Source organism: Sandaracinomonas limnophila, assembly GCF_004005965.1.
Lineage (GTDB): Bacteria > Bacteroidota > Bacteroidia > Cytophagales > Spirosomataceae > Sandaracinomonas > Sandaracinomonas limnophila.
Genome location: NZ_SACY01000002.1, coordinates 507,198 through 520,347, shown reverse-complemented (window position 1 = coordinate 520,347; position 13,150 = coordinate 507,198). Strand labels below are relative to the sequence as shown.

8 protein-coding genes are annotated in these 13,150 nt (G+C 38.3%); 3 read left to right on the top strand and 5 right to left on the bottom strand.

The annotated features are described in order from the left end of the window. Positions 1-77: 77 nt before the first annotated feature. From EOJ36_RS05975 to rpoB, 5 genes are all read right to left on the bottom strand, one after another. Positions 78-401 (bottom strand): DUF3467 domain-containing protein, encoded by a 324-nt coding sequence (locus EOJ36_RS05975; RefSeq protein WP_127803339.1) that lies wholly within the window; start codon positions 399-401, stop codon positions 78-80. Positions 402-422: 21 nt separating this feature from the next. After that, positions 423-797, bottom strand: a complete 375-nt coding sequence (locus tag EOJ36_RS05970) for a type II toxin-antitoxin system HicB family antitoxin (RefSeq protein WP_127803337.1) — start codon at positions 795-797, stop codon at positions 423-425. Then, the gene (locus EOJ36_RS05965) at positions 794-973 is read right to left on the bottom strand and encodes a type II toxin-antitoxin system HicA family toxin (protein WP_127803335.1); all 180 of its coding nucleotides are present in this window, start codon (positions 971-973) and stop codon (positions 794-796) included. The genes EOJ36_RS05970 and EOJ36_RS05965 overlap by 4 nt, the downstream gene beginning before the upstream one ends. A 153-nt stretch (positions 974-1,126) precedes the next feature. Beyond that, the gene (gene rpoC / locus EOJ36_RS05960; protein WP_127803333.1) at positions 1,127-5,440 is read right to left on the bottom strand and encodes a DNA-directed RNA polymerase subunit beta'; all 4,314 of its coding nucleotides are present in this window, start codon (positions 5,438-5,440) and stop codon (positions 1,127-1,129) included. Between the two features lie 33 nt (positions 5,441-5,473). Then, the gene (gene rpoB / locus EOJ36_RS05955; protein WP_127803331.1) at positions 5,474-9,349 is read right to left on the bottom strand and encodes a DNA-directed RNA polymerase subunit beta; all 3,876 of its coding nucleotides are present in this window, start codon (positions 9,347-9,349) and stop codon (positions 5,474-5,476) included. Between the two features lie 329 nt (positions 9,350-9,678). Here rpoB and EOJ36_RS05950 point away from each other — a divergent pair, with 329 nt between their 5' ends. The 3 genes from EOJ36_RS05950 (at position 9,679) to EOJ36_RS05940 (ending at position 13,098) form a co-directional block, all read left to right on the top strand. After that, positions 9,679-10,863, top strand: coding sequence for a glycosyltransferase family 87 protein (locus EOJ36_RS05950; protein WP_127803329.1), 1,185 nt, complete (start codon positions 9,679-9,681; stop codon positions 10,861-10,863). Beyond that, positions 10,853-11,575: a polysaccharide deacetylase family protein gene (locus EOJ36_RS05945; protein WP_127803327.1), complete on the top strand. Its 723-nt coding sequence runs from the start codon at positions 10,853-10,855 to the stop codon at positions 11,573-11,575. The genes EOJ36_RS05950 and EOJ36_RS05945 overlap by 11 nt, the downstream gene beginning before the upstream one ends. Before the next feature lie 119 nt (positions 11,576-11,694). After that, positions 11,695-13,098 (top strand): peroxiredoxin family protein, encoded by a 1,404-nt coding sequence (locus tag EOJ36_RS05940; protein WP_127803325.1) that lies wholly within the window; start codon positions 11,695-11,697, stop codon positions 13,096-13,098. The last annotated feature ends 52 nt before the right edge of the window (positions 13,099-13,150 follow it).

Sequence of the window (13,150 nt, the reverse complement as noted above, 5' to 3'; positions counted from 1 at the left end):
AGGCTAATAGACAGCATTTTTACTAAAAAATCCTCTAAATTTTAGAGGATTTTTTTAAGGTTTTATATTTAAAACGTTTACGCTTCGCCTATTGGCCCATTATAGTTCATCGGAAAATCGAAACCACCGAGGTCATTATCCTTAGAAATGGAACCAAAGTTCTCTTCGTACTTGGAAATATTTTCTTGAAGGGCATTTAATAATCGCAAGGCGTGGTCGGGAGTCATGACCACCCTCGACTTCACCTTTCCTTTTGGAATACCTGGTAAAACGCGGATGAAATCCATCACAAATTCACTTGGTGAGTGGGCAATGAGTGCCAAGTTTACATAGGCTCCTTCTGCGATTTCTTCTGGCAATTCGATATTTAATTGATTTTCTTCTGGGTTGGGGTCTTTCATGGGATTCTTTAAAATGGCAAATTACAATTCTACAAGTTCATGACCTAATTTTTTAAGGCCGTTTATAATTTTTTCTTTTTGAGTTGAACGCGGTTTTTTTAAACCACATAAATAATGATGCAAAAGTTTTTGATTAATGCCTGTTAGTCGTTCTATTCCAGAGAGGGTAATTATACCCTTGTAAAAATTTAAAAGACTTTCAATGTCGTACCTAAAAACTATTGGACAATTTGGTTTTTCTAAATGGTTTTCCTTTAAATATAATTCATAACCATTTAGTGCTTCATTTTTTGCTTCTTCAATGGTCACACCACAACCATAGGCACCTTCAAAATTATCTGAATAAGCACAAAATAAGTCATTTGATTTTTCAATTATAATTATTAGATTTTTCATTTTAATTCCATTAATTTTCGAAGTTTCATTTCAAGTCCTTTCCCCATTTCTTTTGACCCATGAAAAGGAACAGGAACCGTTTTACCATTTTTGGAATAAATATAATGGCTTCCTTTTATTCTAATTAATATCCAATCATTAGATTGAATTATTAAATGAAAAGTACTTGATTTCATTTTAATAGTGGCTAGTAAAGGTAGTAAAAAATATACCGTTTTAATAATTTATTTTTAAATTTATATTTAATTTTTAAAAGTTGTCTGATAATCTTTTCAAACAAAAAAACCCGAAGCCTTCGCCTCGGGTTTTTAAGGATTTTATGATTTGGATTAAGCTTCTACTTTTTCTGAAGAAACAGTTTCACTCGCTTTTTCCAATTGCTTCAATTCATCAGCTGGCGTAACTAAGATATCTTTGTAACGACGAAGTCCAGTACCTGCAGGGATTAAGTGTCCTACAATTACGTTTTCTTTCAAGCCGTTTAAGGTATCTTGTTTAGCACGGATAGACGCCTCAGAAAGCACTTTTGTAGTTTCCTGGAACGATGCCGCCGAGATGAATGAATCAGTACCTAATGAAGCCTGAGTGATACCTTGCAAGTTTGCAGAAGATACGGCAGCGTGTGCATCACGTACTTTCATTACTTTAAGGTCTCTACGCTTCAATGATGAGTTCTCATCGCGTAATGCACGTGCAGATATGATTGCTCCAGCTTTGTGCTTATCAGAATCTCCAGCATCAGTGATAACTTTCATGTCTAAGATTGCATCATTCTCTTCACGGAATGCAAAACGGTCAACGTTTTGTCCTTGTAAGAATTGTGTATCACCTGGCTCAAGAATCTCAACTTTCTGCATCATTTGGCGTACAATACACTCAATGTGCTTATCGTTGATCTTTACACCTTGTAGACGGTAAACGTCCTGAATTTCATTTACAAGGTATTCTTGAACTGCTGTTGGTCCTTTGATAGACAAGATATCAGATGGAGTAATTGCACCGTCTGACAATGGAGCCCCCGCACGAACGAAGTCGTTGTTTTGAACTAAGATAAACTTAGTCAATGGCACCATATATTTTCTTGGTTCTCCTTCTTTCGGAGTAACAATAATCTCACGGTTACCACGCTTGATGGTTCCGTAACTGATTACACCGTCGATCTCAGAAACAACTGCTGGATTAGAAGGGTTACGAGCTTCGAATAATTCGGTAACGCGTGGAAGACCTCCCGTGATGTCACGAGTCTTACCTGCAGCACGTGGAATCTTAGCGATTACTTGTCCTGGCTTAACAGCATCTTTTTCGTCAACTGCTAAACGAGCACCTACTGGCACGTTATATACTATATCTTCTTTACCTTTAGCTGTAATTACAACTGATGGAGATTTAGTTTTATCACGAGATTCGATAATTACTTTCTCACGTAAACCTGTTTGCTCATCAGCTTCTTCACGGTAAGTTGCATTTTCTTCGATAGATTCAAATACTACTTTACCTTCAACTTCAGAAAGGATAACAGCATTGTATGGATCCCAAGCACAAATCTCATCACCTTTTTTCACTTTTTGTCCTTCCTTAACGCGTAAGAATGAACCATAAGGTACGTTGTTAGAGATTAACATTTGGTTGTTGGCAGGGTTCCAAATTTGAACCTCACCCGAACGACCCATTACGATATCAACTCCTTCTCCTTCAGAATCTGTTGAAGCAACTGTACGAACTTCTTCAAAGCGGATAACTCCGTCGAATTTCGCCTTAACCGAAGCATCTAATGCAACGTTTTGTGCTGTACCACCCACGTGGAATGTACGAAGTGTTAACTGAGTTCCTGGCTCACCAATAGATTGTGAGGCAATAACACCTACTGCTTCTCCCATGTCCACCATACGGCCAGTTGCCAAGTTACGTCCGTAACATTTAGCACAAACACCTTCTTTGGTTTCGCAAGTTAAAACCGAACGAATTTCAACTATTTCAATTGAAGTTTCATCGATTTTAGAAGCGATATTTTCAGTGATTTCATCTCCTGCAGCAACAATTAAGTCACCAGAGATTGGATCAACTACATCATGGATAGAAACACGACCCAAGATACGCTCAGATAGTGGTTCAATGATTTCTTCATTGTCTTTCAATGCAGAAACTTGAATTCCTCTTAAGGTACCACAATCTGTTTCATTTACAATTACATCTTGAGCAACGTCATGTAAACGACGAGTTAAGTAACCAGCATCCGCAGTTTTAAGTGCTGTATCGGCCAAACCTTTACGTGCACCGTGTGTAGAGATGAAGTACTCTAATACGTCCAAACCTTCTTTAAAGTTAGATAAGATTGGGTTTTCGATGATCTCACCAACAGAACCTTGTAAGTTCTTTTGTGGTTTCGCCATCAAACCTCTCATACCACCCAACTGACGAATCTGCTCACGAGAACCACGGGCTCCAGAGTGCATCATCATGTAAATTGCGTTGAAGCCTTGGTTATCTTCTTCCATTTGCTTCATCAACGTTTCAGTGATCTTCGAGTTAACCTTAGTCCAGATGTCGATAACTGCATTGTAACGCTCGTTATCAGTGATTAGACCCATTAAGTAGTTATCCCAAACCGCTTGAACATCTTCTTGAGCTTGCTTCACTAAAGAAGCTTTTTCAGCTGGGATCTGAACGTCGCCAATACCCATTGAAAGTCCACCAGAGAACGCTTGTTGGAATCCTAATTCTTTGATATCATCTAAGAATTGAGCCGTTCTTGCTGTACCACAAATCTTGTGTACGTGAGCAATGATTTGCTGCAATTTCTTTTTAGTCAATAATTCATTGATATAACCTACCTGCTCTGGTACGCATAAATTGAACAATACGCGACCTGCTACAGTTTCTACCATTTCTTGAACCAAAGAACCATCTTCTTTACGCACATTCGCCTTTACAACGATGTTCGCGTGCTTAGAGATTTTCTTTTCATTCAAAGCAATAACAACCTCTTCAAATCCATAGAAACGAGCACCTTGGCCATCTACTTTATGTGTTTCAGTTGATTTTCTACCTTTTGTTACATAGTACAAACCAAGAACCATGTCTTGAGATGGTACAGTAATAGGCGCACCATTCGCTGGATTCAAGATGTTATGTGAAGCCAACATTAATAAAGATGCTTCCAAAACAGCCTCATGACCAAGTGGAACGTGTACCGCCATCTGGTCACCGTCAAAGTCGGCGTTAAATGCCGTACAAGTTAATGGGTGCAATTGGATTGCTTTTCCTTCAATTAATTTTGGTTGGAAAGCCTGGATACCCAAACGGTGCAACGTAGGAGCACGGTTTAAAAGAACTGGATGTCCTTTCATTACGTTTTCCAAAATATCCCAAACTACTGGGTCTTTGCGATCAACGATTTTCTTTGCAGATTTTACCGTCTTAACAATTCCACGCTCGATCAATTTACGAATAACAAATGGCTTAAATAACTCAGCTGCCATATCTTTTGGCAATCCGCATTCGTGCATTTTCAATTCAGGACCTACCACAATAACCGAACGACCAGAGTAGTCGACACGCTTACCTAATAAGTTCTGACGGAAACGACCTTGCTTTCCTTTTAACATATCAGAAAGAGATTTCAAGGCACGGTTACCTTCTGAACGTACTGCGTTTACTTTACGAGAGTTGTCGAACAATGAGTCAACTGCCTCTTGTAACATACGCTTTTCGTTACGTAAAATTACCTCTGGAGCCTTGATTTCGATCAAACGCTTCAAACGGTTGTTACGGATAATTACACGACGGTATAAGTCATTTAAGTCAGATGTTGCAAAACGACCTCCATCTAAAGGTACTAATGGACGCAATTCTGGTGGAATAACTGGTACCATTTTGATGATCATCCACTCCGGACGGTTCTCAATACGGCCTTCCGACTCACGGAATGCTTCCACAACTTTCAAACGCTTCAAAGCCTCAGCCTTACGTTGTTGAGAAGTTTCGTTGTCTGCTGCATGACGTAAATCAGCAGATAAATCGCTTAAGTTGATACGAGAAAGCAACATGTTTAGTGCATCTGCACCCATTTTTGCGATGAATTTCTGTGGATCCTCATCTGGCAAATGTTGGTTTTCACGTGGTAATTTATCTAAGATCTCTAAGTATTCGTCTTCTGTTAAGAAATCTAGGTATTCGCTACCTACTTTTCCTTCTGAAGCATACATACCCGCTTGGATAACTACGTATCTTTCGTAATAAATGATTTGGTCTAATTTCTTAGTTGATAAACCAAGCATGTAACCAATTTTGTTTGGTAAGCTACGGAAATACCAAATGTGCGCAACTGGCACAACCAATTCAATGTGACCCATACGCTCGCGACGTACTTTTTTCTCAGTCACCTCAACGCCACAACGGTCACAAATGATGCCCTTGTAACGAATTCTTTTGTATTTTCCACAGTGACATTCCCAGTCCTTTGTTGGACCGAAAATACGCTCGCAGAACAAACCACCCATCTCGGGCTTATAGGTACGGTAGTTGATGGTTTCCGGTTGGGTAACCTCTCCGTTTGATCCTTCTAAAATAGACTCCGGTGATGCCAATGAGATGGTCACCTTTTGGAAGTCGCTATTCAGTTTTCTTGTCTTTTTGAATGACATTTTCTTTATTTTTAATTGAAAATGGATTTAAACTTATTCTAAGGTGATTTCTAGAGCCAAACCTCTTAACTCGTGAATCAATACGTTGAATGATTCTGGAATGTTTGGTTTTGGCATGTTTTCACCTTTTACAATGGCTTCGTAAGCCTTCGCACGACCGATAACGTCATCCGACTTAACCGTTAAGATTTCTTGTAGGATATTAGCTGCACCGAATGCCTCTAATGCCCAAACCTCCATCTCACCGAAACGCTGACCACCAAATTGTGCCTTACCACCTAGAGGTTGTTGCGTAATTAATGAGTATGGTCCGATCGAACGAGCATGCATCTTATCGTCAACTAAGTGACCTAATTTCAACATGTAGATGATACCTACAGTTACTGGTTGGTCGAAACGCTCTCCAGTTAATCCATTGTATAGGTAGGTACGTCCCCAATCTGGTAGGCCTGCAGCTGTTAATTCAGCAGCAACTTCTGCTTCTGTAGCTCCGTCGAAAATTGGAGTTGCATAACGCTTTCCTAATTTTTGACCTGCCCAACCTAATACGGTTTCGTAAATCTGTCCAAGGTTCATACGAGAAGGTACACCCAATGGATTCAATACGATATCTACAGGAGTTCCATCTTCTAAGAATGGCATATCTTCAGCACGAACGATACGGGCTACAACACCCTTGTTACCGTGACGACCCGCCATCTTATCACCTACTTTCAACTTACGTTTTTTAGCGATGTATACTTTTGCTAACTTCACGATACCAGCTGGTAATTCATCACCAACTTCTAGAACAAAACGCTCACGCTTAAATCGTCCAGCAATTTCGTTTCTACGAACGTTATAGTTTTTCACTAAAGCCAACAATAATGCATTGGTTTTGCTGTCTCCAGTTGCATCTTCTAAGATTAAATCAGCTAACAAGTTAGCCTCTTCAGGAACGGCGTATGATGACTCGTCGCGGTAAACGTTTTTCTCTGGGAATAATAATTCTTCTACATTTTTTGCAGTGAATTTTACGCCAGCCTCAACGATTACTGTTCCAAATTTATGCTTAATGCCGCCAGAAGTTTTTCCATTAATTAAGCCTAAAGTTTTCTCGATCATTACTTTACGTACTTCGGTCAACTCTTTGCCATATTCTTTCATTAACTTCTTCAACTCTGCCTTAGATTTTTCTCTTTCTTCTTTGTCCTTTTTAGGGCGAGAGAATAATTTAGTGTCGATAACAACACCTTTCAACGATGGTGGCGCTTTCTTAGAAGCATCTTTTACATCACCTGCCTTGTCACCAAAGATGGCACGTAATAACTTCTCTTCTGGCGTTGGATCAGACTCTCCTTTTGGAGTAATCTTACCAATTAAGATATCACCTTCTTTTACTTCAGAACCTACACGAACTACACCGTTGTCATCTAAATTACGAACAGTTTCTTCAGATACGTTCGGGATTTCAGAAGTTAATTCTTCTTCTCCACGTTTTGTATCACGAACTTCTAATTCAAATTCTTCAATGTGGATTGAGGTAAAGATATCGTCACGAACAACTTTTTCTGAGATTACGATCGCATCTTCAAAGTTGTAACCTTGCCATGGCATGAAGGCCACTTTCATGTTACGACCCAAGGCTAACTCACCTGCTTGAGTTGCATAACCCTCGCAAAGCGCTTGTCCTTTTGAAACTTTTTGTCCTTTGAAAACAATTGGTTTCAAGTTGATCGTAGTATCTTGGTTTGTTCTACGGAACTTAATTAAATCGTATGTTTTTACAGAACCTTCGAATGAAGTAATCTTGTCTTCTTCAGTTTGCTCGTAGTTAATAACGATTTTTAATGCGTCAACATATTCAACCACTCCGTTTTTCTCAGCTACTACCAAGGTACGTGAGTCGATTGCCACACGGTGCTCTAAGCCAGTACCCACGATTGGAGCCTCTGGACGTAATAAAGGTACCGCCTGACGTTGCATGTTGGATCCCATCAAGGCACGGTTGGCGTCATCATGCTCTAAGAATGGAATCATAGAAGCCGCAACCGATACAATTTGATTTGGAGCAACGTCCATATATTGTGCATCACCTGGAGCAACAATAGGAAAGTCACCTTCAAAACGTGCTTTTACACGGTCTGTTTGGAATACACCTGTTTTTACATCCACTGGTGCATTTGCCTGAACAATGTTTTTACCATCTTCTTCTTCAGCAGTTAAATACTGAACAGTGCTAGAAGTATCTACTTTTCCTTCTTCAATTACACGGTAAGGAGTTTCAATGAAACCCATTGAGTTTACCTTCGCGTGAACGCAAAGGGATGAAATCAAACCGATGTTTGGTCCCTCTGGAGTTTCAATCGTACACAAACGACCATAGTGCGTATAGTGAACGTCACGAACCTCAAAACCGGCTCTTTCACGAGAAAGACCACCTGGTCCAAGGGCCGACATACGGCGCTTGTGAGTAATTTCTGCCAATGGATTCGTTTGATCCATGAACTGAGAAAGCTGGTTAGTTCCGAAGAAAGAGTTGATTACAGAAGACAATGTACGCGCATTGATCAAATCTACTGGCTTGAAATCTTCGTTGTCACGTACGTTCATACGCTCTTTGATGGTACGCGCCATACGCGCCAAACCAACACCGAATTGAGCATATAATTGCTCTCCTACAGTACGTACACGACGGTTTGATAAGTGGTCGATATCATCGACTACTGAACGAGAGTTAATTAAACCAATTAAGTACTTAACAATAGAGATAATGTCCTCTTTTGTTAAAACTTTAACATCCATATCGATGTCGTGGCCTAATTTTTTGTTGATTCGGTAACGACCAACTTCTCCTAAGTCGTAACGCTTGTCTGAGAAGAACAAGTTTTGGATGATGTCACGAGCAGTTTGCTCATCTGGTGCATCCGTGTTACGTAATTGCTTATAAATAACTTCAACCGCCTCTTTTTCAGAGTTTGAAGTATCTTTTTGTAAAGTATTATAAATGATGTTGTAGTCAGAAACGTTTGCATCATCTTTATGTAAAATTACAGTTGAAGCTCCTGAATCCAAGATAGTTTCGATTTCAGCCTCTGTGATAACAGTATCACGCTCGATTAAAATCTCATTTCTATCAATAGAAACTACCTCACCGGTATCCTCATCTACGAAATCTTCTTGCCAAGTTTTTAAAACCCTTGCAGCCAAACGGCGACCTACGATTTCTTTCAATGCTTTTTTGTCCACATTGATTTCTTCTGCTAAGCCGAATAAATCAAGGATGTCTTTGTCGTTACCGAAACCAATCGCACGTAAAAGAACCGTTACAGGGAACTTTTTCTTACGGTCGATGTAGGCATACATCACATTGTTTACGTCTGTAGCAAATTCAATCCAAGAACCCTTGAACGGAATAATACGTGCAGAATACAATTTAGTACCATTTGTGTGTTTCGATTGTGCGAAGAACACACCTGGAGAACGATGTAATTGAGAAACGATTACACGCTCAGCACCATTAATAACAAAAGAACCTCTTTCGGTCATGTAAGGAATATTTCCTAAGAAAACCTCTTGCTCAATTGTTTGGAAATCTTCGTTATCAGTGTCATTACACACTAAACGTAATTTCGCTTTTAATGGAACGGAATACGTTAATCCTCTATCGATACACTCGTCTACCGAATATTTCGGTGGATCTACCGAGTAATCAACAAACGAAAGAACGAAGTTCTCACGTGAGTCGGCGATAGGGAAATTTTCCGCAAATACTTTGAACAAACCTTCGTCAGTGCGACTTTCTGCAGCTGTTTCCAACTGGAAAAAATCCTGGAAGGACTGGATTTGGATGTCCAGAAAATCTGGATAGTCGATTACAGAATGCGCTTTTGCAAAGCTGTGACGACCGGTGGCTGTGATGTTACTCAAGGCTTTTTAGTTTAAATTAATAAAAATAAGCTGAATGCCTCGTAGAATTCAGAAATGCGATCCCTTTTCTTTTCCCCTACGATATGAGAAAGGTGTTTCAGATTCATTTCTATAGACCCAATTTTACTTTGAGCCGAAAATAGCTTGCAAAGATAGGGGAAAATTGTTAATTGTTAATTGTTAATTGTTAATTATTTTAAAAAATTCAAAAAAACGTTGTTAATTTAAATTATTATCGCTTTAACAATTAACAATTAACAATTAACAATTAACAATTAACAATTAACAATTAACAATTAACAATTAACAATTAACAATTAATTTTGTGCATGCTCCTCAAACCCAAACCCCTCCTCTGGTACTTAGCAACCATTGCAATTGTGCTATCCAAATACTTTGGAGGGCCAAAGGCGTATAATAACTTTGTTGTGTATAAAAATGTCTTTTGGCACACGCTTCAACAAAAGAATTTGTATGCTTATTATCCTTCTGAATACTTTGACCATAATTTGTACGGTCCAACTTTTGCCTTATTAATAGCACCATTTGCTATTTTGCCCGATTGGGCAGGGATGTTGCTGTGGGGTTTAGGTTCCATGTGGGTGCTTTGGAAAGGGATGAGTTATTTTTGGGGTGAAAATCCTCCATGGCTACCACTTATTTTAGTCTTGGTGGAGGCTACAACTGCTTTAAGTAATTTGCAGTTTAATGTATTAATAGCAGGGGGCTTACTTTGTGCTTTTGGTTTATCTCGACAAAATAAAGATTGGTTAGCAGCAGGTATCATTGCCCTATTAATTTTAACGAAGATTTATGGTGTTGTTGGACTTGTCTTGGTTTTCTTTACTCCCAAACCATTTAAATTAATCGGGTATGGAATTGTATGGCTTTTGGTTTTAGGATTTTTACCCTCAGTTATTTCTTCCCCAAGTTTTGTTTTGCAATCTTATTCGGATTGGTACAATACTATAGTAAACAAAAACGACTTGAATCAAATTTCCTATACAAACGTTGGCATGCAAGATATATCAGCCATGGGATTATTTAAACGCATCTCAGGAAACTACCAAATTGCAAGCTTATTCTTTTTGGTACCAGCCATGCTTTTAAGTCTTTTACCATTAATTAGATTTAAAAATTTGAAGAATATCCATTTTCAAAATGATTATTTGGCACAATTGATGATTGGATTGGTTATTTTTTCATCTTCTTCGGAGAGTTCAACGTATATAATAGCGGTGGCGGGGTATTTTCTTTTTTACCTCCCCCCTTCCCCCTCCTTCAGAAGGAGGGGGTGGCGCGAAGCGACGGGGGAGGTAAGATTTTCCACTTTTCACTTTTCACTTTTCACTTTACTTGTTTTCCTTACCATCCTTTCCCCAACCGACCTTGTTCCTAAATTCATTCGGACAGAATATATCGTCAAGTATGCCTTAAAGGCCTTGCCTTGTTTATTGGCGTGGATTTGGATAAGTTCGCACTTGCTTTTCAAGAATTATAAAAATGAAGCCTAATATTTGTATCAGTTTTGATGTGGAAGAGTTTGACTTGCCTTTGGAATATGGTCAAGAAATTTCTATTGAAAAACAATTAGAAATTGGCTTCAAAGGTTTGCAGGCAATAATGCCCATTTTAGACCTGCCGGGCGTTCGATGTACTTTGTTTACAACTGCTTTTTTTGCCGAGCATTTTCCAGAAGAAATTAAGCGACTTTCTGAAAAGCATGAAATTGCTTCACATACTTATTATCATTCTACTTTTGAAACCAAAGATTTGTTGGCATCTCGATTGAAATTAGAAGAAATCACCGGAAAGCCTGTAAGCGGACTTCGAATGCCTCGAATGAAAGACGTACCGGTGAAAGATATTATTGATGCAGGTTATACGTATGATAGTTCGGTTCACCCTACATGGATTCCAGGTCGGTATAACCATTTTGATTTGCCGCGAACCGAATATGTTGACAAAGGATTACGAAGAATTCCTGCCTCTGTGAGTCCTCTTATCCGTATCCCCCTTTTTTGGCTTGCATTTAAAAACTTCCCCTTATGGTTTTATAAATTAGTAGCTAAGTGGACTTATAAAAACGATAAAACACTGATGCTTTATTTTCACCCTTGGGAATTTACAGATTTGTCTGAGTTTAATTTACCTGCCTATCTTGTTAAAGGGTCTAGTGGACAAAATCTAAAAAAATTGCAAGATTTTGTCAGTTCTTTAAAATAATGGACTTCTTTATTTTGTAAAAAAATCTGCATTTACATTTTTTTTACACAGATTCTGAGATTTTAATGAGTATTTAGTGATTTGCTTTAATTTATATTCATCAAAATACTATTTTAGAAATGTTAGGAAGATCAGTTCTTAAGTTTTTTTCATTCGTCTTATTTTTCAGTATTTTACTTTCTTTTCAGTCGAAAGCACAATTTACTCTGCGCATCAATATGAAAGAGGCTAAAGATTCTATTGTTCACTTTCGCTCTTGTATTTTTGATGATAAAAATTACATCCCCAAAGACACCTTAAAGCTCAAGAAAAACTCATTTTACTTCAACAATAAAAAATCCATTTTTGGAGGTATTTACTATTTAAATTTTCCCAAAACCAAGCAAAAAATCTATGTAGCACTTTCTGATAAGGACACGCTGCGACTGCAAATTGCCGGTTCAGATTACTTGAAAACTACCCACTCAACTGACCCTACCAATGAATTGTTTTTGGAATATCAGCGTTTAGAAAAATCTTTCTCTATCATAGACAGTTTATATGATGTGGAGATTAAAAGAGGAAGAAAATTTAGTCATGCCAACAAAGCGGCATTTTTTAGAGAAAAAACAGAGTCATTAGTGGCTTTTAGAAAACAGGCGCTTAAAAAAATCAAGGGTTCAGACCCTTTGTATTTGTATTTTATGACATTAAATCGATTGGATGAATCGGTTCCTAATAGAAAAAATTATAAAGGTAGAATGGAACTTTTGCAACAAACCGCCTGGAACGACAACCAATTGTTTTTCTCCCCCCTGTATAAAAGTTTGCTGCAGGAATACATTAATTATTTCCCGCTTGAAGGAGATTCTATTTATGTTGGAGTAAAAAATGTGTTGAAGTCGATCGATTGTAAGTCTAAAGCCTATCCCTTTGTAGTGGATCATTTTGGGAAGCTTTTACAAAACAGAAATATTTCAAACAACGTAGATTCGTATATGTCTTTTGTAAAAAATTACATCCAAAAGGATGTCTGTAAAGTGCTTAGTGAAACGACAAAAAAGACCTATTTAAAAGACGTTGAGAATCTGAGCAAATTAAAAATGGATCAGCCGATAATTGATATGAAGTTATTGGATACGGCAAAGGTAGTTGTAAGTGTTTTAGATTTTGCCAAAAACTATGATTACACTGTGTTAGCTTTTTATGACCCAGATTGTGATCATTGTCAGAAGGAATTACCCCTAATGGATAGTACTTTAAAGGTTTTAGAATTGCGCCACAAGCTAAAAATAGGTCGCTATTACATTAAAAACACCACTTTTGCTTCCAAGGCACGCTGGAGGGAATTTATCTCTGAATACAAGCTTACATCGAATGCGGCGCATGTTACACTCCCATCGGAGGGCAATTTACAAAGCATATTTGACGCCTTCTCTAACCCCATGTTCCATTTAATTAATAGAAAAGGGGAGTTGAAGGCGAAAAATATTTCTGAGATAAGTATAAGGAAATTCTTTAATCTTCCCCAAAATAACTTTTAAAACCGCCCCCGTCGCTTCGCGCCACCCCCTCCTTCAGAAGGAGGGGGTGGCG

Bases quoted from the DNA above. Each gene is read 5' to 3' on its own strand.
- EOJ36_RS05975 (WP_127803339.1), bottom strand. From the start codon at position 401: ATGAAAGACCCCAACCCAGAAGAAAATCAATTAAATATCGAATTGCCA.
- EOJ36_RS05970 (WP_127803337.1), bottom strand. From the start codon at position 797: ATGAAAAATCTAATAATTATAATTGAAAAATCAAATGACTTATTTTGT.
- EOJ36_RS05965 (WP_127803335.1), bottom strand. From the start codon at position 973: ATGAAATCAAGTACTTTTCATTTAATAATTCAATCTAATGATTGGATA.
- rpoC (WP_127803333.1), bottom strand. From the start codon at position 5,440: ATGTCATTCAAAAAGACAAGAAAACTGAATAGCGACTTCCAAAAGGTG.
- EOJ36_RS05950 (WP_127803329.1), top strand. From the start codon at position 9,679: ATGCTCCTCAAACCCAAACCCCTCCTCTGGTACTTAGCAACCATTGCA.
- EOJ36_RS05945 (WP_127803327.1), top strand. From the start codon at position 10,853: ATGAAGCCTAATATTTGTATCAGTTTTGATGTGGAAGAGTTTGACTTG.
- EOJ36_RS05940 (WP_127803325.1), top strand. From the start codon at position 11,695: ATGTTAGGAAGATCAGTTCTTAAGTTTTTTTCATTCGTCTTATTTTTC.